This is a genomic window from Microbispora sp. KK1-11 (genome assembly GCF_006874435.1).
Classification (GTDB): Bacteria; Actinomycetota; Actinomycetes; order Streptosporangiales; family Streptosporangiaceae; genus Microbispora; species Microbispora catharanthi.
The window spans coordinates 1-24233 of the sequence record NZ_VIRJ01000012.1 but is presented as its reverse complement, the minus strand read 5'-3'; the positions used below and the strand labels follow the sequence as shown (position 1 = coordinate 24233).

Annotated in this window: 20 protein-coding genes and 2 rRNA genes; all 22 read right to left on the bottom strand. The window is 71.3% G+C overall.

The features are described from left to right. Position 1 precedes the first annotated feature (1 nt). Complete coding sequence (locus tag FLW16_RS18660) at positions 2 to 1258, bottom strand: glutamate-5-semialdehyde dehydrogenase (protein WP_142561384.1); 1257 nt, start codon at positions 1256 to 1258, stop codon at positions 2 to 4. Positions 1259 to 1272: 14 nt separating this feature from the next. After that, on the bottom strand, positions 1273 to 2403 hold the full coding sequence (gene proB, locus FLW16_RS18655) for a glutamate 5-kinase (protein WP_221891148.1): 1131 nt from the start codon (positions 2401 to 2403) through the stop codon (positions 1273 to 1275). 25 nt (positions 2404 to 2428) lie between these two features. Further along, entirely contained in the window at positions 2429 to 3778 is a 1350-nt protein-coding gene (gene obgE, locus FLW16_RS18650; RefSeq protein ID WP_142561383.1) for a GTPase ObgE, read from the bottom strand. A gap of 96 nt (positions 3779 to 3874) precedes the next feature. Further along, the gene (rpmA, locus tag FLW16_RS18645) at positions 3875 to 4132 is read right to left on the bottom strand and encodes a 50S ribosomal protein L27 (protein ID WP_030505847.1); all 258 of its coding nucleotides are present in this window, start codon (positions 4130 to 4132) and stop codon (positions 3875 to 3877) included. Between the two features lie 45 nt (positions 4133 to 4177). Then, a complete protein-coding gene (gene rplU, locus FLW16_RS18640) occupies positions 4178 to 4492 on the bottom strand; it encodes a 50S ribosomal protein L21 (protein WP_030505848.1) in 315 nt (104 codons plus the stop codon). 187 nt (positions 4493 to 4679) lie between these two features. Beyond that, on the bottom strand, positions 4680 to 7601 hold the full coding sequence (locus FLW16_RS18635; protein WP_142561382.1) for an Rne/Rng family ribonuclease: 2922 nt from the start codon (positions 7599 to 7601) through the stop codon (positions 4680 to 4682). 103 nt (positions 7602 to 7704) lie between these two features. Continuing rightward, entirely contained in the window at positions 7705 to 8421 is a 717-nt protein-coding gene (locus FLW16_RS18630; protein ID WP_205825934.1) for a TIGR03936 family radical SAM-associated protein, read from the bottom strand. 109 nt (positions 8422 to 8530) lie between these two features. Next, a complete protein-coding gene (locus tag FLW16_RS18625; protein ID WP_142561381.1) occupies positions 8531 to 10453 on the bottom strand; it encodes a TIGR03960 family B12-binding radical SAM protein in 1923 nt (640 codons plus the stop codon). Between the two features lie 49 nt (positions 10454 to 10502). Then, a complete protein-coding gene (locus tag FLW16_RS18620) occupies positions 10503 to 11384 on the bottom strand; it encodes a phosphotransferase family protein (RefSeq protein ID WP_142561380.1) in 882 nt (293 codons plus the stop codon). Further along, positions 11381 to 12865 (bottom strand): hypothetical protein, encoded by a 1485-nt coding sequence (locus tag FLW16_RS18615; protein ID WP_142561379.1) that lies wholly within the window; start codon positions 12863 to 12865, stop codon positions 11381 to 11383. Before FLW16_RS18615 ends, FLW16_RS18620 begins: the two co-directional genes overlap by 4 nt. An 84-nt stretch (positions 12866 to 12949) precedes the next feature. Beyond that, a complete protein-coding gene (locus FLW16_RS18610; protein WP_079320046.1) occupies positions 12950 to 13198 on the bottom strand; it encodes a hypothetical protein in 249 nt (82 codons plus the stop codon). A gap of 129 nt (positions 13199 to 13327) precedes the next feature. Beyond that, complete coding sequence (gene rodA / locus FLW16_RS18605; RefSeq protein WP_142561378.1) at positions 13328 to 14500, bottom strand: rod shape-determining protein RodA; 1173 nt, start codon at positions 14498 to 14500, stop codon at positions 13328 to 13330. 12 nt (positions 14501 to 14512) lie between these two features. Continuing rightward, on the bottom strand, positions 14513 to 16567 hold the full coding sequence (gene mrdA, locus FLW16_RS18600; protein WP_142561377.1) for a penicillin-binding protein 2: 2055 nt from the start codon (positions 16565 to 16567) through the stop codon (positions 14513 to 14515). Further along, a complete protein-coding gene (gene mreD / locus FLW16_RS18595) occupies positions 16564 to 17082 on the bottom strand; it encodes a rod shape-determining protein MreD (protein WP_142561376.1) in 519 nt (172 codons plus the stop codon). Before mreD ends, mrdA begins: the two co-directional genes overlap by 4 nt. A 3-nt stretch (positions 17083 to 17085) precedes the next feature. Further along, complete coding sequence (locus FLW16_RS18590) at positions 17086 to 18369, bottom strand: rod shape-determining protein MreC (RefSeq protein WP_142561375.1); 1284 nt, start codon at positions 18367 to 18369, stop codon at positions 17086 to 17088. Positions 18370 to 18377: 8 nt separating this feature from the next. Then, positions 18378 to 19409 (bottom strand): rod shape-determining protein, encoded by a 1032-nt coding sequence (locus FLW16_RS18585; RefSeq protein ID WP_139576225.1) that lies wholly within the window; start codon positions 19407 to 19409, stop codon positions 18378 to 18380. 219 nt (positions 19410 to 19628) lie between these two features. Then, entirely contained in the window at positions 19629 to 20039 is a 411-nt protein-coding gene (gene ndk, locus FLW16_RS18580) for a nucleoside-diphosphate kinase (protein ID WP_030505860.1), read from the bottom strand. Between the two features lie 308 nt (positions 20040 to 20347). Then, positions 20348 to 21868 carry a hypothetical protein gene (locus FLW16_RS18575; RefSeq protein ID WP_142561374.1) on the bottom strand — a complete coding sequence of 507 codons (1521 nt, stop codon included), beginning with the start codon at positions 21866 to 21868 and terminating at the stop codon, positions 20348 to 20350. Positions 21869 to 21879: 11 nt separating this feature from the next. Next, positions 21880 to 22230, bottom strand: coding sequence for a DUF4233 domain-containing protein (locus FLW16_RS18570; RefSeq protein ID WP_142561373.1), 351 nt, complete (start codon positions 22228 to 22230; stop codon positions 21880 to 21882). Next, positions 22227 to 23510, bottom strand: a complete 1284-nt coding sequence (locus FLW16_RS18565; RefSeq protein WP_142561527.1) for a folylpolyglutamate synthase/dihydrofolate synthase family protein — start codon at positions 23508 to 23510, stop codon at positions 22227 to 22229. Before FLW16_RS18565 ends, FLW16_RS18570 begins: the two co-directional genes overlap by 4 nt. Before the next feature lie 453 nt (positions 23511 to 23963). Then, positions 23964 to 24080, bottom strand: a 5S ribosomal RNA gene (gene rrf / locus FLW16_RS18560). 69 nt (positions 24081 to 24149) lie between these two features. Then, positions 24150 to 24233: ribosomal RNA gene (locus tag FLW16_RS18555) — 23S ribosomal RNA — on the bottom strand; the annotation flags it as partial.

The window sequence follows — 24233 nt, the reverse complement described above, 5'->3', positions numbered from 1 at the left end:
GTCACGCCCGTACGTGGCCCTCGCCGGTGTAGATCCACTTGGTGGAGGTGAGCTCCGGCAGCCCCATCGGGCCCCGGGCGTGCAGCTTCTGGGTGGAGATGCCGATCTCCGCCCCGAAGCCGAACTCCCCGCCGTCGGTGAACCGGGTCGAGGCGTTCACCGCGACCGCGGCCGAGTCCACGGTCGCCACGAACCTGCGGGCGGCCTGCTGGGAGCGGGTGACGATGGCGTCGGTGTGGGCCGAGCCGTACCTGCGGATGTGCGCGACCGCGTCGTCCAGCGAGTCGACGACGGCGGCGGCGATGTCGAGCGAGAGGTACTCCGTGGTGAAGTCCTCCTCGGTCGCGGCCACGACGTCGGCGCCGTAGGCCCGCACCCGCTCGTCCCCGTGGACGGTCACCCCCGCGTCCTTCAGCGCCGTCAGCGCCCTGGGGACGAACTCGTCGGCGATGGCGGCGTGCACGAGGAGCGTCTCGGCCGCGTTGCACACCGAGGGCCGCTGAGCCTTGGCGTTCACCAGGATCTTCAGAGCGGTGTCGATGTCGGCGTCGGCGTCCACGTACACGTGGCAGTTGCCCACCCCCGTCTCGATCACCGGCACGGTCGACTCCTCGACCACGCTGTTGATCAGCGAGGCGCCGCCGCGCGGGATCAGCACGTCCACCAGCCCGCGGGCGCGCATCAGGTGCTTGACCGACTCGCGGGTCTGGCCCGGCACGAGCTGAACGGCCTCCGCCGGCACCTCGGTCGCCGCCAGCGCCTCCTGCATGACCCGCACCAGCGCCGTGTTGGAGGAGTACGCGCTGGACGACCCGCGCAGCAGCACGCCGTTGCCGCTCTTGAGGCACAGCGCGGCCGCGTCCACGGTCACGTTGGGCCGGCCCTCGTAGATGATGCCGATGACGCCGAGAGGCACCCGCACCTGACGCAGCTCCAGGCCGTTGGGCAGCGTGCTGCCGCGCACGACCTCGCCGACCGGGTCGGGCAGGTCGGCCACCTGGCGGACGGCCTCCGCGATCTTCGCGATCCGGCCGGCGTCGAGCCGCAACCGGTCGATCATCGCTTCGGAGGTGCCGTTCTCCCTGGCCCGGTCCACGTCCACGGCGTTGGCCGCGACGATCTCGTCCGTGGCCGCCTCCAGGGCGTCGGCCACGGCGCGCAGCGCCGCGTCCTTCGGCGCGCGCGGCATCGGCGCGAGCACCGTCGCGGCGTCCCTCGCCGCCCGCGCGACCTTCAGAAATTCCTCTGCCTCAGACATTGCCTCGCGCTCCGTCACTTGTGGTGGTGAACAGGCTCCAATATCACGATGTCGTCCCGGTGGATCAGCTCGCGCTCGTACTCCGGGCCGAGTGTGCTGGCCAGCTCCCGGGTGGAGCGGCCGAGCAGGTCGGGGACCTCCCCCGCGTCATAGTTGACCAGACCGCGGGCGACGACGGCGCCCGACGGCGCGCACAGGTCGACCGGGTCGCCCGCGGCGAAGTCGCCCTCGACCTTCACGACGCCCGCCGGCAGCAGCGACTTGCGCCGGTCGACCACGGCCTCGACCGCGCCCGCGTCCAGGTGCAGACGGCCCCGGCCGGTCGTCGCGTGGGCCAGCCACAGCAGCCGGGTGCCGGGGTGACGGCCTCCCGGGTGGAAGCAGGTGCCGATGTCGGCGCCGGCGAGCGCCTGCGCCGCGTGCGCCGCCGCGGTGAGCACGACCGGAACGCCCGCTCCGGTGGCGATGCGGGCCGCCTCCACCTTGGTGATCATGCCGCCGGTGCCGACCCGGCCGGAGGTGCCCAGCTCGACGCCCTCAAGGTCCCCGGGACCCCGGACCTCGGCGATCCGCTGGGCGCCCTCCTTGCGCGGGTCGCCGTCGTACAACGCGTCGACGTCCGACAGCAGCACCATGCCGTCGGCGTGCGTGAGGTGGGCCACCAGCGCCGCGAGCCGGTCGTTGTCGCCGAACCGGATCTCGTCGGTGGCCACCGTGTCGTTCTCGTTGACCACGGGGACGATGCCGAGCTCGAGCAGCCGGGCCAGCGTCCGCTGGGCGTTGCGGTGGTGCGAGCGGCGCATCATGTCGTCGGCCGTCAGCAGCACCTGCCCCACGCGCAGGCCATACCTGGCGAAGGACGAGGTGTAGCGGGCGACCAGCACGCCCTGCCCGACCGAGGCGGCCGCCTGCTGGGTGGCCAGGTCCTTGGGCCGGGCGCGCAGTCCTAACGGCCCGAGCCCGGCGGCGATCGCGCCGGACGACACGAGCACGATCTGCGTGCCGGCCGTGCGCCGGGCCGCCAGCACGTCGACCAGCGCGTCCACCCGGTCGACGTCGATCGTGCCCCGGGACGTCGTCAGCGACGACGACCCCACCTTGACCACCAGCCGCGCGGCCTCGCGGATCCGCTCCCTGCCTGTCACGCCATCTCCCACTCCGGCCCCCCGATCAGCCGAGCCTCGCGTCGGTGCCACGCGGGCCCATCGTCGCCTCCGTGCCCTGCGACGGCTGCCAGTCGAAGACGTAGCCGCCCTCCATCGGACCGATGATCACCTCGGCGCCGGCCGTCGCGCCGGCCTTGATCAGCGCCTCCTCGACGCCGAGCCGTTCGAGCCGGTCGGCCAGGTAGCCGACGGCCTCGTCGTTGGAGAAGTCGGTCTGGCGGATCCACCGCTCGGGCTTCTCGCCGCTCACCTGGAAGCGGTTCTCGTCGATCCGGCGTACGGCGAACCCGGTCTCGCCGAGCTGCCTGGGCCGGATGACCAGCCGCGTGGGCTCCTCCACCGGGGCCTGCGCCCGCGCCGCCGCCACCATCTCCGCCATCGCGTACGCCAGGGGCCGCAGGCCCTCGTGGCTGGCCGCGGAGATCTCGAAGACGCGCAGTCCGCGCTCCTCCAGCATGGGCGTGACGATGTCGGCCAGGTCCCGGCCGTCGGGGACGTCCACCTTGTTCAGCGCGACCAGCCGCGGCCGGTCCTGCAGCGAGCCGTACGCCGCCAGCTCGGCCTCGATCACCTCGAAGTCGGTCATCGGGTCGCGCCCCGGTTCGATCGTCGCGCAGTCGAGCACGTGCACGATCGTCGAGCAGCGCTCGACGTGCCGCAGGAACTCGTGACCGAGACCCCGGCCCTCGGACGCCCCCGGGATGAGCCCCGGCACGTCGGCGACCGTGAAGACCGTCTCGCCCGCCGTCACCACGCCGAGATTGGGGATGAGCGTCGTGAACGGATAGTCGGCGATCTTGGGGCGGGCCGCGGAGAGCGCCGCGATCAGGGACGACTTGCCCGCGTTGGGGAACCCGACCAGCGCCACGTCGGCGACGGTCTTGAGTTCGAGCACGATCTCGGCCTCGTCACCCGGCTCGCCGAGCAGCGCGAAACCCGGGGCCTTGCGCTTGGCGTTGGCCAGCGCGGCGTTGCCGAGGCCGCCGAAGCCGCCCTGCGCGGCGACGTAGCGGGTCCCGACGCCGACCAGGTCGACCAGCACCTCGCCGGTCCCGGCGTCCTTCACGACCGTGCCGTTGGGCACCGGCAGGACGATGTCCTCGCCGTTGGCGCCGTCCCGGTTGGAGCCCATGCCCTGCTTGCCGTTGCCCGCGCGGCGGTGCGGCCGGTGGTGGTACTCCAGCAGGGTGGAGGTGTTGGGATCCACCTCCAGGATGACGTCGCCGCCCCGCCCGCCGTTGCCGCCGTCGGGCCCGCCGAGCGGCTTGAACTTCTCCCGGTGGATGGAGGCGCAGCCGTTGCCCCCGTCACCCGCCTTGATGTGCAGGACGACGTGGTCCACGAAGTCGGCCATCAGCCGCTCCCCCTCACTGCTGTATGGAAAAACGAATGAGGCGGACCGAATGCTCGATCCGCCTCATCGCGCTGCTTGTTGGTGTCCGGGGCGGATCTACTCCGCGGCCGGGACGATGCTCACCGCGCGGCGACCGCGCTTGGTGCCGAACTGCACCCGGCCGGTGGCCAGGGCGAACAGCGTGTCGTCGCCACCACGGCCGACGTTGTCGCCGGGGTGGAAGTGCGTGCCGCGCTGACGGACGATGATCTCGCCGGCGTTCACCAGCTGACCGCCGAAACGCTTCACACCGAGGCGCTGAGCGTTCGAGTCACGGCCGTTCCGGGTGGACGAGGCGCCCTTCTTGTGTGCCATGGTTCACTCCCTTTCGGGGGTAAGCGGGGGTCGTCCCCCGGGAAACTACTGTCCGGGGTTGATGCCGGTGACCTTGACCTGGGTGTACCGCTGGCGGTGACCCTGGCGCTTCTTGTATCCGGTCTTGTTCTTGTACTTCAGAATCCGGATCTTCGGGCCCTTCGTCTCGCCGAGGATCTCGGCGGTCACTTGGAACCGGGAAAGCGTGGCAGCGTCGGTGGTGACATCGCCGTCGTTGACGACGAGCACCGCCGGCAGCGACACCGAGGAGCCAACCTCACCGGCGACCTTGTCCACCTCGAGGACGTCCCCGACGGAGACCTTCTGCTGCCTGCCGCCGCAACGAACGATCGCGTACACCGCGGAACCCTTCTACTGGCTAAATGCTGAGATGCCGCGCCCCGCATCCAGCTGCTGTCGATACACGACCGGCGGTCCGGGCAGGCGCGCGAAGCCAGGCACGCCGACACCAGGCGCACCGGATGACCAGGGTACCGGATATCCGGTACCCAGGTCGAACCGAGCGGACCGCCGGGTGACGAGGTCGTTACTCCGCCGTCTTCCTGCGGGAACGTCGCCGTCCCCGGGAAGACGACGCGGAGCCTTCGCCCCCGTCTGATTCGGTGGGATCGGCGTCGATGGCGTCGGTGACGCTCTCGCGCACCGCGCCCGCCGCCGCGGCGACGGAGCCCTCGCTCGCCGCCATCTTCTCGGCCACCGTCTTCTCGATGGCCATCTTGCCCTGCGTGCCGCGAGGCTCGGGCTTCGCCTCGACCGGTTCGGTCGACACGATGATCCCGCGCCCGTGGCAGCAGTCGCACGGCGTGGAGAACGCCTCCAGCAGGCCCTGGCCGACCCGCTTGCGCGTCATCTGCACCAGACCCAGCGAGGTGACCTCGGCCACCTGGTGCTTGGTCCGGTCCCGCGCCAGGCACTCCAGCAGCCGCCGGAGCACCAGGTCGCGGTTGCTCTCCAAGACCATGTCGATGAAGTCGATCACGATGATGCCGCCGATGTCCCGCAGCCTGAGCTGGCGGACGATCTCCTCGGCCGCCTCCAGGTTGTTGCGGGTGACGGTCTCCTCGAGATTGCCGCCCTGCCCGGTGAACTTGCCGGTGTTGACGTCGACGACGGTCATCGCCTCGGTCCTGTCGATCACCAGCGAGCCGCCGGACGGCAGCCACACCTTGCGCTCCATCGCCTTGGCGATCTGCTCGTCGATGCGGTAGGCGGAGAACGCGTCGGTCTCCTCCTCCCACTTCGACAGCCGCTCGGCCAGGTGCGGGGCGACGTAGCGGACGTACTCGTCCACCGTCGTCCACGCCTCGTCGCCCTCGACGACCAGGGAGCTGAAGTCCTCGTTGAAGACGTCGCGGACCACCCGGATGGTCAGGTCGGGCTCGCCGGACAGCAGCTCCGGCGGGCTGGCCGACTTGGCCTTGCGCTGGATGTTCTCCCACTGGGCCGACAGCCGGGCGACGTCGCGGCTGAGCTCCTCCTCCGAGGCGCCCTCCGCGGCGGTGCGCACGATGACGCCCGCGTTCTCCGGCATGACCTTGCGCAGGATCTGCTTGAGCCGGGTCCGCTCCTTGTCGGGCAGCTTGCGGCTGATCCCGGTCATCGAACCGTCCGGCACGTAGACCAGGTAGCGGCCGGGGAGGCTGATCTGGGAGGTCAGCCGGGCGCCCTTGTGGCCGATCGGGTCCTTGGTGACCTGGACGAGCACCGACTGCCCGGACTTCAGCGCCGCCTCGATCCGCTTGGGCTGGCCCTCCATCCCCGCGGTGTCGAAGTTCACCTCGCCGGCGTACAGCACGGCGTTGCGGCCCTTGCCGATGTCCACGAACGCCGCCTCCATCGAGGGCAGCACGTTCTGGACCTTGCCGAGATAGACGTTGCCGACGTACGACTGGCTGGACTCCCGGTCGACGTAGTGCTCGACGAGAATGCCGTCCTCGAGCACCGCGATCTGGGTGCGGCCGCCCTGGCGGCGCACGACCATGATCCGCTCGACCGACTCGCGCCGGGCCAGGAACTCCGACTCGGTGATGATCGGGGGACGGCGGCGGCCCAGCTCGCGGCCCTCACGGCGGCGCTGCTTCTTGGCCTCCAGCCGGGTCGATCCCCGTACGCCCTGGACCTCGTCCACCGAGGTGGACCTGGTCGCGCGGGGCGCCCGGATGCGGACGACGGTGTTCGGCGGGTCGTCGGGGGCCAGCTCGGCCTCCTCGGTGCCCCGGCGGCGGCGACGGCGACGACGGCGGGTGCCGGTCTGGCCCTCGGAGTCGTCCTCCGCCTGCTCGCGGTCGTCCTCCTCGGCCGACGCGGCCTGCGGCTCCTCGCCCTCGCCGTCCTGCTCCTCGCCGTCCTCGGCGTCCCTGGCGCGGGCACCGCGTCCGCGTCCGCCCCTGCGGCGGCGCCGCCTGCGGGTGCCGCCCTCGCCCTCGGACTCGTCCTCGCCGGATTCGGCCGTCTCCTCCGCCTCCTCCGCCTCCTCGTCCTCCGCCGGCGCCGGCTCGGCCACAGGCGACGCGGGCCTCTGCACCGGCACCGCGAACGGGTCGGGAGCCTGGAAGAGCGGCTGGAACAGCGCCGACGGCGCCTGGAAGGTCACCGAGGGCACGGACGGCTGCCGCGTGGACAGGCCGAAGGGGTCGGCCACCACGTCCGGGCGCCCGCCGTCCTCCTCGACGTCTTCCATGTCGACGTCCTCGATGTCGAGCGGCTCGTCGTCCAGCGGCTCCTCGTCGGGGAGGTTCAGCCGCAGCGCGGCGGCGACCTCCGCCTCGGCGGCGCTCATCGCCCTGGATCGTTCCGGCTCCCGCTCTTCTGCGCGGGCGCGGCGGCGGCGCTTCGGGGCGACGGGCTCCTCGGCCTGCGCGGCCTGCACTGTCTCCTCTGCCTGCTCCGGCTGCGGGGACGGCTCGGTCTCGTCGGCCCTCTTGCGGGTCCGGCGGCGCCGCGCAGGCGCGGCCGGCTCGTCGTCCGCGACCGGCGCAGGCTCCGTTGTCGCCGTCACCGGCTCCGCCGCGGCGGCCGACGCCGGCGGCTCCTCGGCAACCGGCTCCTCGGCGGCCTTGGTGCGGCGGCGGGTCACGCGCTTGGGCCGCTCCTTCGCGGCGGGCTCCTCCTGCGCGGGCTCCTCCTGCGCGGGGGCCTCCGCGGTCGGCACGGCCGCTTCCGGCGCGGCGCTCTCCTCTGCCTTCGGCTCAGTGCCCTGTGCCGCCTTCGGCTCAGTGCCCTCTGCCGCCTTCGGCATGGCGGCCGCGGCCACCGTGGTCACCGGCGGCGGCAGGTCGTCCGGCTCGGGCGGGGGCCCGGCCGGGCGGCTCGCCGCCCGGCGGCGCGGGGTCGTGGACACGCCGGACGGACCGGAGGAAACCACGTCTCCCTCGGCCTGTCCGCGTTCTTCTGTTGTCGTGTCACTGTCAAGGCTCACAGCCCCGTCAGTGGGCTCGTTGTCGAGCATGCGGGCGCTCTCCCGTCAGCCTCCGGGCACGTTGCCGCGCCGCGCGGAGGCTCTCGTCTCTCGCGGTCCGCCGGGCTTCCTGTCGGCGCCTCGGCGGCAAGTCTTATCGGTCTCCGCCTGCCCGGTCGAAGGCGAACGGGTCGGCGGGCTCACCGGTCATCGCGTCGAGCGGCCCCTGCGCCAGCCTGGTCACCGCTGCGGGTGACGGCGGCGCGAAGCCTGCCACGAGACGCAGACCCATGAGCGCGTCATCGGGCCGGACGGCAGGTGTTTCGTGCCGAACAACCATACGAAGTATGACACACGGTTGAACGGTCTCCTGACCTGCCGTAATTCCCGGCCCCTCCACGACGGCCAGCGAACGCACCGCCTGGCGGGCGTCGAACCGTCGCATTCCCTTCTTGGTCAGACGTTCGACCTCCACCAGGTCGGCCGCGAGGAACTCCTTCACCGCCCGCTCGGCCTCGGCCGGATCGGCACCGGGGAGCCGCAGCTCCCACATCGAGCCCTCCAGCCGGTCGGCGAGGTTCCCGTCCCGCGCCTCCACCACATCGAGCACGTCCAGCCCCGGCGGCAGCGAGGCGTCGAGGTCGTCGCGAACCCGCCGCGGGTCGCACGGCCGGTTCACCCCGATCTCGAGGTACTCGGCCTCGCTCGCCACTCCGGTGGGGGCGGCGCCGGCGTAGGAGATCTTCGGGTGGGGGCTGAAGCCGGCGCTGTAGGCCACCGGAATACCGGCTCGCCGCACCGCCCTTTCGACGGCGCGGGAGATGTCGCGGTGGCTGGTGAAGCGCAGGCGGCCCCGCTTGGCGTAGCGCACGCGAAGGCGCTGCACGGTGGGTTCGGGCGCGGGCCCGTCGGGAACGGGTTTCAGAGTTCCGTCGTCCTTCCGCTGTCGGTCGATCGTCTATCAGAATAGGCCGTGAGCGTCAGATCACGGTGAGTGGCAGCAGTTTCCTGCCCGTCGGGCCGATCTGGATCTCCGTCCCCATCGTGGGGCAGACACCGCAGTCGTAGCAGGGCGTCCAGCGACAGTCCTCGACCTCGACCGTGTTGAGCGCGTCCTGCCAGTCCTGCCACAGCCACTCGCGGTCGAGACCGGCGTCGAGGTGGTCCCACGGAAGCACCTCGTGCTCGTCCCGATCGCGCGTCGTGTACCAGTCCACGTCGACCGGCTCGTCGGCGAGGGCACGCTCGGCCGCTGCCATCCACCGCTCGAACGAGAAGTGCTCGCTCCAGCCGTCGAAACGGCCACCGTCCTCCCAGACGGCCCGGATGACCCTGCCCACCCGGCGGTCGCCCCGCGACAGCAGCCCCTCCACGATCGACGGCTTGCCGTCGTGGTAGCGGTAGCCGATGGCCCTGCCGTACTCCTTGTCGGAGCGCAGGGCGTCGCGCAGCGCGCGCAGCCGGCGGTCCACCGTCTCGTGGTCGCACTGGGCGGCCCACTGGAACGGGGTGTGCGGCTTGGGCACGAACCCGCCGATGGAGACCGTGCAGCGGATGTCGCGCGAGCCCGTCGCGTCACGGCCCGCCTTGATGACCTTCTTGGCCAGGTCGGCGATGCCGAGGACGTCCTCGTCCTCCTCGGTCGGGAGCCCGCACATGAAGTAGAGCTTCACCTGCCGCCAGCCGTTGGAGTAGGCGGTGGTGACCGTGCGGATGAGGTCCTCCTCGGTGACCATCTTGTTGATCACCTTGCGCATCCGCTCGGATCCGCCCTCCGGGGCGAACGTGAGACCGGAACGGCGGCCGTTCCGGGACAGCTCGTTCGCCAGGTCGATGTTGAACGCGTCGACCCTGGTGGACGGCAGGGACAGGCCGACCTGGCTGCCCTCGTAGCGGTCGGCGAGACCCCTGGTGACATCGGCGATCTCGGAGTGGTCCGCGCTGGACAGCGACAGCAGCCCGACCTCGCTGAAGCCGGACTCCCTGATCCCCGCCTCGACCATGTCGCCGATCGTGGTGATCGACCGCTCCCGGACCGGACGGGTGATCATCCCCGCCTGGCAGAAGCGGCAGCCCCGGGTGCAGCCCCGGAAGATCTCGACGCTGAACCGCTCGTGCACGGTCTCGGCGAGCGGGACCAGCGGTTTCTTCGGGTACGGCCATTCGTCGAGGTCCATGACCGTGTGCTTGAACACGCGCGTCGGCACGCCGTCGCGGTTGGGGACGACGCGCATGATGCGGCCGTCCTGGTGGTACTCGACGTCATAGAACTTCGGGACGTACACCCCGCCGGTGGAGGCGAGGCGCAGCAGCAGCTCGTCGCGGCCGCCGGGCGAGCCCTCGGCCTTCCACTCGCGCAGCACCTCGGAGATCGCGATGGCGATCTGCTCGCCGTCGCCGAGCACGGCGGCGTCGAGGAAGTCGGCGATCGGCTCCGGGTTGAAGGCGGCGTGGCCGCCCGCCAGCACGATCGGATCCTCGTCGGTGCGGTCCGCCGCCTCCAGCGGGATCCCCGCCAGATCGAGCGCGGTGAGGAGGTTCGTGTAGCCGAGTTCGGTGGCGAACGACACCCCGAGGACGTCGAACGCGCGAACCGGCCGGTGCCCGTCCACGGTGAACTGCGGGACACCCTCGGACCGCATGAGCGCCTCGAGGTCGGGCCACACCGCGTAGGTGCGCTCCGCCAGCGTCTCGGGCAGCTCGTTGAGGATCTCGTAGAGGATCTGCACCCCCTGGTTGGGCAGGCCGACCTCGTAGGCGTCCGGATACATCAGAGCCCACCGGACGGTCGCCTCGTCCCAGTCCTTGACCGTCGAGTTCAGCTCGCCCCCGACGTACTGGATCGGCTTCTGCACCTTGGGCAGCAGCGGCTCCAGGCGGGGAAACAACGACTCGACAGACATGCATCCAGGGTATCGGCTCCGGGGAGTGGCCCCTGCGGATCTTCCGTCCTCAGAAGGGGTGCCAGATCCGGTCGTCGCCCGCGCGCAGCGAGGCCAGGCGGTGGCGCAGTTCGGCGTGCGCCGCGGCGTCCCTGTGCCCGATGCGCAGCACGGCCGTCAGCGTCTGCAGCTCCCTGATGTCGCGCAGCACCGGATAGCCCGGCCAGTCCCTGATGTCGCATCCGTACGCGTGGGCGAAGCCGTCGCGCTGCGCGTCCGACAGCCCGAACCTGGCGCCCTGCAGGGTGGGCACCAGGTCGATCTCGCGCGGCCCCGCGCTGGCCGAGTCCCAGTCGCACAACAGGATCCGGTCCGCGGTGCGGATCAGGTTGCCCCGGTGCGCGTCCCCGTGGACCAGCCCGTACGGCAGGACGAACTCGATCCGCTCGTAGTACGCCTCCTCCAGCGCCGCGCATCGGCCCAGCAGCCACTCCCGCTCCTCGCCGTCCAGCACGAGACTGGCCCGTACGGCCCGCCGTACGCGGCCGAAGGGGTCGTAGGTCGGCAGCGCGAACGGGACCGGCGGCAGGGAGTGCAGCCACCGCAGCAGCAGGCCGAGCGGAACCGGATCGCCGTCGTCCGCGCCGTCCTCGTAGTGCCAGAAGGTCGCCAGGCAGCCTTCGACGGCCAGCGGCTGGCGCACGTCGAGCGGCAGCGTGACCGGGAAGTCCTGCTCGTGCAGCCAGCGGGTGACCTTGAGCGAGGTGACCAGGCGGTCGTACTTGCCGGGGGTGCCGGCCTCCGAGAGGCGGACGACGACCCCCTCCCCCGGCAGGTGGTACACCGTGTTGGCGAAACTGCGCAGCAGCCGGGCGCCGTCGGCGCTGAGCCCCGCCTGGCGGCACGCCTCCGCGAGCGCGGGCGGGGTGCCGGCGACGGTGGACACGCTCATCGCATGCCCCCCTCACTGCGCAGCGCCTCGGACGGGGCCTCGGACAGTCTCTCGGACGGGGCGTCGGACAGCGCCTCGGGCAGCGCCCGGGCGGCCGACTGCGGCAGGCCGGTCGCGCAGAACGACTCCAGCCGCTCGGCGAGAGCGCCGCGCACCATCGTCCGGGTGGACTGCAAAGTCTCGGCGAGACTGTCGATCCTGCGCTCGGGCGGCAGGGCCAGCAGCGGGGTCAGGGCCCGCTCGGCCCCGCCGGGGTCGTCCTCCATCAGGTGCGCGACCGCGAGGTGGGCCCCGGCCATCGCCTCACAGCCGTACGACCTGTTCTGCCGATCCTCCCGCTCGTACAGGTCGAGCGCGGTGCGGGCCTGCTCGATCGCCCGGGCGGGCTGGCCGAGGTGCAGGTGGGTGACCGCCGTGTAGTAGGCGTGCTTGGCGGGCCGGAAGGAGAACTCCCCGGCGAACCCGTCGTGCAGCTCGTCCCCGGCGCCCGACTCCCGGGCGTCCGCCGCCTTGAGCAGGTCGTCCTCGGCCTCGCGGGTCCAGCCGAGCATCGCCCCCGCCCGCGCGCGCAGCATGTGCAGCCGCGCGCCGCCCTGACCCCGCGGCAGCTGGGTGAGGCCGTCCTCGGCGTAGCCCGCCGCGTCCTCATACCGCCGGTCCCACAGCGCGACCGACGCCTGCATGCCGCGGGCCCAGCCCATGAGCGACCGGTGGCCGGCGATCCTGCCGTACGTCCACGCCGCGCGGGCGAGGGTGTCGGCGGGCACCCGCCGGCCCATGTCCATGCTCGCGTTGGCCATCAGCCCGCACAGCGTGCCCGCCAGGAAGTACAGCTCACCGGCCTGGCCCGGGTGGACGCGCCGCTCCAGGGACCGGCGGGTCTGCTCCTGCAGCGCCCGCATCTCCACGAACAGCGGCAGCGGCGCCTCCCAGACGTACCGCCGGGACAGCCAGATCACCTGCGTGCGCAGCCGTTCCAGCGTGCTGTCGCCGATCTCGCTCGTCTCGACGCGCTCGGCGTGCTCGCTCGCCTCCTGCGCGGCGGCGCTGATCAGGTCGGGCGTGGCGGGGCGCCGCCACGCGGCGGGGCGGCGCATCTCCGGGGGCGTGTAGTCCCGGGCGAACCCGAGCTGCACCGGGCCCGTCTCGAACAGGCGGCACAGCAGGTCGGTGTAGTCGCGGTCGGGCCGGGCCCCGGCCTCCCACTCCCGCCAGGACCGCTCGCTCAGCCCCCTGCGCTTGATCTGCTCGCGGTCGCACATCGCATGGAAGCGCTCGATCGCCTCCTCGACCGTCCACCCGTACGCCAGGCGCAGGCATTTGAAACGGGTCAGTTGCGGGCAGCAGAGGTGGATCTCGTCGGCGATCTGGTGGAAGACCGCGGTCGTCGGCGGCTCCCCGAGAGCGGCGAGGGTGCGCTCGCGGATGCCGCCGGCGATCTGGATGGCGGACCGGTCCCCGCCGCGTGAGGGTGTCGTCATCGGCTCTCCCAGTGGTGACACCCGCACGCTAACGCCCTACATGTCACGAACCGGTCACCTCGCGCACCGTCACCTCGCGCACCGTCACCTCGCGCACTGCGAGTCGCTCTCCTCCAGCCGGAGAGGAACGACCGTCCCGCCGCGGCGCAACTGGGCCGTGAACAACTGACCGCACAGGCTGGCCGGCGTCTCGGCGAACCACACCGTCGGCGGGTCGCCCGCGGCCGCGGCGGCCCATCGTCCGCCGCCGTACACGATCCGGTAGTCGGGGAAGGCCCTGCGCAGCAGGTCAAGGGCGCGCTCGCGCTCCCGCACCTCGTCGTCCGGAGTCACGGTTCCTCCGTAATGGTTCGTTCAACCCCCGAACCTGTTCCGTTCCCATGATGTTCGCCGCGTGGAGCGGACACCAGTGAGAGCCGGGATCCGTCACCCTGCGGACGGCTCTCATGCGGGCGGCACAGCTCACACGGGCCGCGACCTGAGATGGATCGCCTGCAGGATGGCCACCGCCGTCATGTTCGCGAACGTCGCCGTGCCGCCGTAGGAGACGAACGGCAGCGGCACGCCGGTGATCGGCATGATGCCGATGGTCATGCCGACGTTGACGAGCGTCTGGAAGGCCAGCCACGCGATGATGCCGCCGGAGACGAGCGCGCTGAACCGGTCGCCGCACATCCGGGCGATCCGTACGCCGCGCAGCAGCACCACGCCGAGCAGGGCCACCACGGTGACCGACCCGACGAAGCCGAGCTCCTCGCCCGCGACGGTGAAGATGAAGTCGGTGTGCTGCTCGGGCACGAAGCGTCCCGTGGTCTGGCCGCCGTGGAACAGGCCCTTGCCGAACACCTCACCCGAGCCGATCGCCACCAGCGCCTGCGTGCTGTTGTAGCCCACGCCGCGCGGGTCGCTCGACGGGTCGATGAGCGCGGTGAAACGCGCCACCTGATAGGGCTTGAGCAGCCCCAGCGACCACACCGCCATCGCCGCGAGGGCCGCGAGCAGCACCCCGGCCCCCACAAAGCGCTTGCGTATCCCGGCGAAGACGACGATCGCGCCGGTCGTCGCCATCAGCACCATCGTGGTGCCGAGGTCGGGCTGCAGCATGACCAGCGCCGCCGCCGCGCCCGCCGCCGCGAGGGAGAGCGCGAGACCGGAGGCCCTCGGCCGGTCCTTCTTCTTCCCCTTCTCGGACGTCGGGGCCAGCAGCCGTGCCAGCATCACCACCAGCGCCGGCTTCATCAGCTCGGCCGGCTGCAGGGCGAAGCCCCCGCCCAGCAGGATCCACGAGTGGTGGCCGTTGATCGTCGATCCCATCGGGCTGATGACCAGGATCAGCCCGATGACGGCGATGCCGTACAGGACCGGCGCGTACGTGCGCAGCCAGCGGTAGTCGGTCACCGCGACCGCGCTGTAGAGGGCCAGGCCGATGAGCAGGTTGAGCACGTGCTTCTTGGCCATGCCCGTCGGCTCGATCGACGACCACGTCCGGGTGGCCGACCACACCAGCAGCGTGCCGACCGCACTGAGCGCGACCACCGCGCCGAACAGCACCCAGTCCATCCGCCAGACGACCGATCCCCGGCCGACGACGCGGCTCGCGAACGACCTCCGCCGTACCCCCAAGGCTTCAGTCATGGCTGGTCCGCCTCACTGCGTTTCGCGGCTGATGGCCGGCAGCCGCGTCACCGGTTTGCCGTCCGGAAGCGCCGGCTTGAGCGGCTTGCCGTCGTCTCCCTTGCCGAGGCCGAAGATCCCCTCCCAGATGCGCCGCACGGCGGGCGCGGCGGTCGAGGCGCCGAAGCCGCCCTGCGCCACCATGACCACGGTGACCAGCCGCGGATTGTCCGCGGGCGCGAAGGACGCGAACCACGACGTGTCCTCCTTGCCGTAGACCTCTGCCGTACCGGTCTTGCCGCCGATCTTGACGATGTTCATCGGGAACCCGCGGAACGCGCCCGCGGCCGTGCCGTCCGAGGGCACCTCGCTGAGCGCCTTGCGGATGTAGGTGCGGGTCTCGTCGTTGACCGGCAGGTGCCCCACGATCGGAACCGGGATCTCCTGCTTAAGGGTGCCGTCCGGACGCATCAGCGCCCAGCCGACACGCGGGCTGCGCACGTTGCCGTCGCCCAGCAGCGCCGCGTACGCCCGAGCGAGCTGGAGGGGGGTGACCAGGACGTCGCCCTGGCCGATCGAGAGGTTGACCGCCTCGTAGGCATGGAAGATCATGCCCTCCAGACAGTTCTCGTTGGCCAGCCGCTTGGCGAACGCGGCCCGGCTCTGGTCCTTCATGTCCGGGTAGCCGATCTTGGCCCGCTTGCACATCTCCGACTTGGTGGAGTTGTACAGGTCGAGCTTCCACGCCCGGGTCGGAATGCGGCCCGCGGACTCGCCGGGCAGGTCGATGCCGGTGGGCTTGCCGAAGCCGTAGGCCTTGGCCATGTTCGGCATCGGCTCCTTGACCTTGGCCTTGGGCGTCTTGCCGCCGTCGCGCAGCCACTCCTCGTACCCGGCCTTGTAGAACACGGTGTCGCACGACTTGACCAGCGCCTCGTGCAGCGAGATCGCGCCCAGGCTCATGCCGCCCGCGTTCGGGTACGACCGGCCCTCGACGTTGTAGGAACTCGGGCACTGGTAGGTGCCGTGCAGGGGCTCGCCGTCGGCGACCATCGCCGACACCGAGCTGATCTTGAACGTCGAACCCGGGGCGTACTCGCCGGCGATCGCCCGCGACACCAGCGGCTTGCCCGACTTGTCCGACAGCAGCCGCCGGTAGTCCTTCTCAGAGATGCCGCCCGTCCACACCCTGGGGTCGTACGTCGGCCGGCTGGCCATCGCGATCACGCGGCCGGTCTTGACGTCGAGCACCACGCCGGCGGCGCCGTCCGAGTTCGGCACCTCCCGCATGGCCTGGTCGATCGACTTCTCGACGATGCGCTGCACGTTGGCGTCGATGCTGGTCACCAGGATGTCGCCGGGGACCGGGTCGGACTGCTGGTTGACCGTGATGACCTTGCCCATCCGGTCGACCTGGACGTTGCGCAGGCCGGGCGTGCCGCGCAGGGCGGAGTCGTAGGTGCGCTCCAGCCCGTCGCGACCGGTGAGGTCGACGCCCGAGTAGTTGGCCTTGAGACCCTCGCGCTTTTCCAGCTCGCTCTGCGTCACCGGCTGCAGGTAGCCGAGGAGCTGGGCGGCGTCCTTGCCGTCGGGATAGTCGCGCATCGCCTGGATGTCGGCCGTGACGCCGGGGAAGTCCTCCTGGCGTTCCAGGATCTGCAGCGCCGCCCGCGGGTTGACGTTGTTGGCGACCGGGATCGGCGTGTACGGCGAGCCGGGCCAGCACGGGCGGCTGATGCCGGGGCCGCACGCCCGGATCTCCTGCTTCAGCTTCGACAGCGGCACCTTCAGCACGGCGGACAGCCGGCGCAGGACCGCGTCGCCGCCGTCCGGCATCCGCTCCAGCCGGCCGCGGTCCACGGAGACCACCAGCGTCGTACGGTTGCGCACGAGCGGGCGCCCGGAGGAGTCGAGGATCGCCCCCCGCAGAGCGGGGACCCGCACCTCGCGGGTGCGCGTCTCCGTCGCGACCGTGACGAACCGCGACCCCTGCACCACCTGGACCTGCCACAGCCGGACGACGAGCACCACGATCATGGCGATGACCAGCACCTGCAGGACGAGCAGGCGTCCGCGCAAACGTGTCATGCCGTCCCCCGTCTCCAGCTCGGCACGAGCTCGCCACCACCGGCCCGCCTGCGGTGACCGCCGTGCGTGACCTTGACCGCCCAGAGCACCAGCGGAGCGGCCACGAGATTGCAGATCGCGGCCCTGGGCCATGCCGTGGCCAGCACCGGCCAGGTGACCCCCGGGGCGCCGATCAGCGCGCCCAGACCCGCCAGCATGCCGGGCGCGACCACGGCGCACGCCGCCACCGCGACCGGCGGCACCCGATCTCCCGCCCGCCCGGCCGCGTAGCCGAGGGCGCACAGCACCAGCGCGTACTGGCCCAGCGTGTGGTTGGAGGGCGGCAGCAGGTCGTAGGCGAGCCCACCGCAGAAGCCGATCACCGCCCCCGGCACGGGCCCGCGCCTGGTCGCGAGCGCGGCGACCGTCAACAGCACCAGGTCGGGCGCCCAGGAGAGCAACAGCCGGTTGACCACGCTGACCTGGAGCACCAGAGCGACGAAGAGCAACAGCGCGGCGAGGAGGTTGCGGGCCATCGGTCAGTTCCTCCCACCGCGGCCGTCGTCCGCCGCGGCGCCGTCGTGCTGCCGAGGCGCGTTGCGCGGCTCGCCGGCGGCCGGCCGTTCATGGGCGGTGGGCGGCTCCTCGGCGTGCTGTTCTTGGGCGTGCTGCTCTTGGGCGTGCTGCTCTTGGGCGTGCTGCTCTTGGGCGTGCTGTTCCTGGGCGTACTGCTCCCCGTCCACGGCCTGCGTGCCGTGCCGGCCGCGCCGCTCCCGCGCGGCCTCGGGCCGGCCCTCGCGCGCCTGCCGCTCCGTCGTGGCCCGCGACTCGTCGCCCGCGCCGCGGCCCCGGTCGCCGAGCCCCCACTCGGCCTCCAGCGAGGCGTGCCCCTGCCCACGGCCGTCGTCACCGCGCCGCTGGTCCTCGCGCGGCGGCTTCGGCGGCGGCGGCTTCGGCGGCAGCACCGCGTCGCGCGGATCGCGCTTCGGCGCCGCGACCACCACGCCGACGACGTCCAGCGCGGAGAAGTCGGTGAAGGGCCGCGCGTAGGCCGTCCTGGTCACCTCACCCGGCGTGTTGTCCACCCGCTCGACCACGCCGATCGGCACTCCCGGCACGTACGGCTTGCTCTGCTGGGAACCGAACGAGACGATCCGGCGGCCCACGCCGATCGGCACGGTGGAGTCGAGCAGGCGGAACCTGATGAGGTTGCCGCCGCCGCCCGCCTCGCCGAGGCCGCTCACGACGCCGAGCTCGTTGCCACCCTCCAGCCTGGCCCCGGCCGACAGGGCCGGGTCGGTCAGCAGGGCCACCGTCGAGCCTGCCGGGCCTGTCTGCACGACGCGGCCGACCAGCCCGGCATCGCTGAGCACCGTCATGTCGGGCCGGATCCCGTCGCCGGTGCCGGCGTCGATCTCGACCGTGTCCTCGAAACCTGCCACCGTACGCCGCGCGACGACCTGGGCCGGCACGATGCGGTAGCGGCCGAGCCCCGCCAGGCCGAGCATGCGGTCCAGCTTCTCGGCCCGCCCCTTGTCGAGCCGCTGCGCCGACACCTCGTCCCGTAGCCGCGCGTTCTCCTTGCGCAGGTCGGCGATGGCGCGCTGGGCGGAGGGGGCGTCGCGCAGCATGCCGACGAATCCGGTGATCGGCCGGGTGACGGCGGCGCCGACGCGCTCGACTTTCCCGAACACGGCGCCCGCGAAGTCGCGCACCGGGCCGAGGACGTGGTTGTTCCCGGCCCGGTGATCCACGGTGATGAGGATCAGCGCCACAGCGAGGAGGAGTCCGAGCATGAGACGGGCGCGGCGGGTGTCTCTCATGACGCTCCTTAGTTGCGGGGCTCCGGCACGAGCACCTGCTGGAGGGCTTCGAAGTCCTCCACGCACCGCCCGGAGCCGAGCGCGACCGAGTCGAGCGCGTTCTCGGCCAGGTGGACCGGCATGCCGGTCTCCTCGCGCAACCGGTCGACCATGCCGCGCAACAGGGCGCCGCCACCGGTCACGGCGATCCCCCGGTCCATGAGGTCGCCGGAGAGCTCCGGCGGGCACTTGTCCAGCGTCGACTTCACCGCGTCGACGATCGCGTTGACCGGCTCGGCGATCGACCTGCGGATCTCCTCGGCGCTGATGACGACCGTCTTCGGAAGGCCGCTGACCAGGTCGCGGCCGCGCACCTCGGCGTGGAAGTCCTCGCCGGTGACGCAGGCGGACCCGACGGCGATCTTGACCTCCTCCGCCGTGCGCTCGCCCAGCATCAGCGAGTATTCCTTCTTGGTGAAGGCGATGACCGCCTGGTCGAGTTCGTCGCCCCCGACGCGGATCGACTGGCTGGTCACGATGCCGCCCATCGAGATGATGGCCACCTCGGTGGTGCCGCCGCCGATGTCGACGACCATGTTCCCGGTCGGCTCGTGAACCGGCAGACCGGCTCCGATCGCGGCCGCCATCGGTTCCTCGATGATGTACACGCGGCGGGCCCCGGCCTGGTAGCCCGCTTCCTTCACAGCGCGTTGCTCCACAGCGGTGATGCCACTCGGCACGGCCACGATGATGCGCGGGCGCACGAAGTGCCGCCGTTTGTGAATCTTCTGGATGAAGTACCGCAGCATTCGCTCGGTCACATCGAAATCCGCGATGACACCGTCCCTCAGGGGACGGATCGCGACGATGTTTCCGGGCGTCCGCCCTATCATCCGCTTCGCTTCTATCCCAACTGCCACGATCTTTCCTGTCGTGACGTTGATGGCGACGACGGACGGCTCGTTCAGGACGATGCCGCGCCCTCGGACGTAGACGAGAGTGTTCGCCGTGCCAAGGTCGACAGCCATGTCACGGCCCAGGAATGTCAGCTTGCTGCCCATGCGGAAGGAAGCCTTCCTTCAGGTGGTTAGCGGTTACCGGGTTCAGCGGGAGTGCGGGATGACGCATCGCATTCGAATCGTAACGGCATGTGCTCATCACTGGGCACATCGAGCTCTCAAGCCCCCGGAAAAACCGCTGTCCCCCGGCCTAAGCTCGGTCACCACCTGGAAAAACACGAGAGGCCCCGGTTTAAACCGGGGCCTCTCGTGTGGCAAGGACTAGAAACGGTCCGGAAAGAAAATCTTGATTTCCCGGGCCGCGGACTCCGGCGAATCGGAGCCGTGGACGACGTTCTCGCCGATCTCCAGGGCGTGGTCGCCGCGGATGGTGCCGGGAGCGGACTTCACCGGGTCGGTCAGGCCGGCCAGGGCGCGGAACGCCTCGACGGCCCGGGGGCCCTCGAGCACCATCGCGACCAGCGGACCGCCGGTGATGAACTCCACCAGCTCGCCGAAGAACGGACGCTCGGAGTGCTCGGCGTAGTGGGCCTTGGCCGTCTCGGCGTCGAGCGTGCGCAGGTCCATCGCCACGATCTTGAGGCCCTTGCGCTCGATGCGGCCGATGACGTCCCCGATGAGGCCGCGACGGACCCCGTCGGGCTTGATCAGGACAAGCGTACGCTCGGACACGGTCTTTTCTCCTAAGGTCGTCTGACTCGCCGTACACGGTGGCCCGGCGGATCGCGGGCCCACTCGTCACGCGCCTGGGGAGCTCCGGCTGGGAAGCTCCGGCGCAACGGCAGCTTACCGGTCCGGGAACGCCGCTCCGATCGGACGAGTCCGGTGTCGGCGGGTCTGCGGCGCCCGGGGCGGATCGTCCGGGAGGGTGTCCCTGTGCGCGGTGTTGTGCGGCGGTGTCAGCGTGCGGCGCGGCGGTGTGCGGCGCGGTGTCAGCGTGCGGGGTCGTGGTGTGCGGGGTCGTGGTGTGCGGCGCGGTGTCAGTGCGCGGGGCCGGCGTTCCTGGGGATGTCGTCCTCCTCCGGCGAGGGGGTCGGCGCGGGGATCACCACATCCCCGTCCGCCGACGCGGCGGCGGCCCGCCGGGTCAGGACGGAGGTGAGCACGATCACTCCGACCACGACGAACCCACCGACCAGCGCCCACATGTGCAGCGCGTCGATGAAGCCGTCGACCAGGGCGTTCCCGTCGCCCTGCGCCGTCTCCGCGGCGTCGCGCAGCCGGTTCACCTGGATGCCGGTGCCGAGCAGGAAGCCCGCGAGCACGGCCGGGAAGCACAGCGACAGCCCCAGCATCGCCGATCCGAGGCCCGCCGTGCGGAACGCGCCGACCAGCGCCACCGCCGACCCCGCGGCCAGCAGGACGAACGGCACCACCAGCGGCGTGCCCGACGGTGCCGGGACCAGCAGCCTGATCGCGGCCAGCCCCGCGACGACGGCCGCGAGGCCGAGGACCGTCATCCGGGCCGCGAGCGCCTCGGGCGCCCGACCCGCGAGGACGGCGCCCACGAGCGCGGTCACCGCGGCCACCAGGAACGGCACCCACAGGCCCTTGAGACCGGGACCGCCCAGGGGGCCGCCGAGCTCGATGTAGGTCATCTGCGCGGCGGTCGGCAGCACCACCAGCCCCACCGCGACGTTGACGAAGGCGAGCGTACGGCCGCCGGGCCCCTCGAACGTGCCGAGCGCCGCGAGGGCCAGCATCGCCACCACCACGACCGCCGCGGCGACGACGACCAGGCGCGGCGGCCAGTCGAAGGTGATCCCGACGCCCAGCACCGCGATGGCCGCGGCGGGCACGATGGCCAGCGCGAGCCGTCCGCGCTCCGCAGACGTCGGCCGGCCCGCGGGAAGGATCTCCCCCTCGGCCCGCGTCCCGCCGTCGCCGGAGATCATCCAAAGCACCAGGTATGCCGCGGCGAGCGCCAGCGCCACCCCGGTGAGCAGCGGGTACGGCTGGAGGGTGACCTGCCAGGAGGTCACGTCGCGGATCGCCCACAGGGCGAGGGCCTGGGCCGACAGCAGCGAGGCGGCGAGCCCGCCCGCCCAGATCGGCAGCAGCACCCGGCGCCGGGGGCGCTCGGCCACCGCGACCAGAGTGGCCGGCACGAGCATGCCCGCGCCGATCCCGTGGAGCACCCGCAGCACACCGACGAGCGCGACGGTGTCGGTGTACCCCCCGGCGACGTCGGCCAGCGCGAGCAGCGTGAGCCCCGCCACGAGGATCGGCGCCGCGCGGAACCTGCGCACCGCGACCGCGGCGAGCGGCACGGTCACCAGCATGGCGGGCAGCGCCAGGCCGTGCGCGCGGATCATGTCGACCTGCGACACGCCCGGCGGCAGCAGCGCCGCCACGACGGAGATCGTGTTCGGGATGGCGACGAGCGCGAGAGGCAGCGCCACCAGGGTGAGCAGCCCGATGACGACGTCGACCAGCAGAGGGACGCGCACGGCACGGACCGGCACGGCGGTCCGTGCCTGCGGTACGGGAGGGACGGCCATGGTTGCCGACTTTAGCGCTTCGTCGCCCCTTCGACACGGCGAGCGACGAAGATGGCCGTTATCCACAGGGCGGCGAAGATCACCCCGAGGAAGAACATGACCGGGACCAGGAATCCTGTGGCGATTGTCAGGATTTCAAGCACAGTGCCCGCAATGTACGCGTACGGGCGTTTCAGCATCCCGGCGACCACCACGCACAGGACGGCCAGCCCGAGCCCGACGGTCAGCGCGAGTGGCATGGACACGTGGTTGATGGTGATCGCGACCGGGCTGATGAGCGCGACCACGATCGCCTGCATCCCGAGGACGGTCGCGCAGAGCCGGCGCATGCCGGGGGTCACCTCGAACACGGCGCTGCTCATTTGGCGGCCTTGAGGAGGATGCGCGCGTCGCCCGCGGTCACGACCGAACCGGTGATGAGGACGCCGGAACCGAGCTCGTCGCCCTGGTCGGCCAGCGCGACGCCCCTGTCGATGGCGTCGTCGAGCCGGTCCTCGATGTGGACGCGATCTTGGCCGAACACGGCCTCCGCCCGGGCCGCGAGGTCGTCCGGGCTCAGCGAGCGAGGAGAGGAGTTGCGGGTGACCACGATCTCCTCGGCCACCGGTTCCAGCAGGTCCAAGATCGTGTCCACGTCCTTGTCCGCCATCACGGCCACCACGGCGACGAGCCGGGTGAACCCGAACGCCTCGGTCACTGCCTCGACCGTGGCCTCCATGCCCGCGGGATTGTGCGCCGCGTCGATCAGGACGGTCGGCCCACGCCGTACGATCTCCAGCCGCCCGGGGCTGCTCACCTGGGCGAAGGCCTGCCGTACGACCTCCTCGCCCAGCGGGTCGTCACCGGCCGTCAGCGCCTCCACGGCGGCCAGGGCGCCTGCGGCGTTGCCCGCCTGATGCGCGCCGTACAACGGCAGGAACACGTCCTCGTACACGCCTTTCAAGCCCCTGAGCTGGAGCATCTGGCCGCCCATGGCGAGCTCGCGATGCAGCACGCCGAACTCCAGCCCCTCGCGGGCGACCACCGCACCGACCTCGGCCGCCCGCCGCATCAGCACCTCGGCGGCCGGCAGCGCCTGCTGCGCCAGCATGGCCGTCGCCTTCGGCTTGATGATGCCGGCCTTCTCACCGGCGATCGTCGCGATGTCCGGACCGAGGTAGTCCGTGTGATCGAGCGAGATGGGCGTGATGACGGCGACCGTTCCGTCGGCGACGTTCGTCGCGTCCCAGGTGCCGCCCATGCCGGTCTCGACCACGGCGACGTCCACGGGAGCGTCCGCGAACGCGGCGAACGCCATCGCCGTCAGCACCTCGAAGAAACTCAGCTTGCCCACCCTGGCGTCGATCATCTCGAGGTAGGGGGCGATGTCCTGGTACACCTCGGCGAACCGCTCCTCCGACAGGGGCTCGCCGTCGATCGAGATGCGCTCGCGCATCGACTGCAGATGAGGGCTCGTGTAGCGGCCCACCCGCAGGTTGCGTTCGCGCAGCAGAGCCTCGACCATGCGCGCGGTGCTCGTCTTCCCGTTGGTGCCCGCGATATGAACGACCTTGTACGAGTGCTGGGGGTCGCCGAGGATCTCCATCAGCGCGGTGATCCGGTCAAGAGTGGGGCTGAAATCCCACTCCACTCCCCGTGCCATGATCGCTTGCTCGACGGCTCGATATTCCACGACCCTCAGCGTACGGGAACTGGTGGCCGCCCCTTCACGAGGTGGCACGCGGTGCGCGTGATATGAGCACGGGGTGATCGGTCCGCGCGGGGAGCGGGCCGGTGGGAGGTCGCCGCATCGCTTGAGAAACGTGTCTCAGTGAGCCGTGATCGTGGTGGGGCGAGAGGTCTCGGGGTGTGGGGGTCTTGCACGGGTGGTTTGGGACGGCCCGCGGGGGTGACCTTGTGGTGGGACGTGGTGGTCGACCGGGTCTTGGTCGGGTGGGTCGGGACGTCACCGTGCCGGCCGGCAGCCCCTGGACATGCGAAAGCCCCGGCCAACCCAGCCGGGGCACCACCCACCAACAAACACGCGCCCAGAGGGGAAACACCTCTGGAAATGCGGAAGGGCCACCCCAAACCGGGGTGGCCCTCCACAAAGATTGTCCGGCGGCGTCCTACTCTCCCACACCGTCCCCGGTGCAGTACCATCGGCGCTGGCAGGCTTAACTTCCGGGTTCGGAATGTAACCGGGTGTTTCCCTGCCGCTATAACCGCCGTAACCCCACGAAACACACAACCAAATCAACGGTTGCTGTCTCTGAGATCACATAGTGAACGCGAGCACATCATGGTCAAGTCCTCGGCCTATTAGTACCGGTCAGCTCCACACATTACTGCGCTTCCACTTCCGGCCTATCAACCCCATCATCTC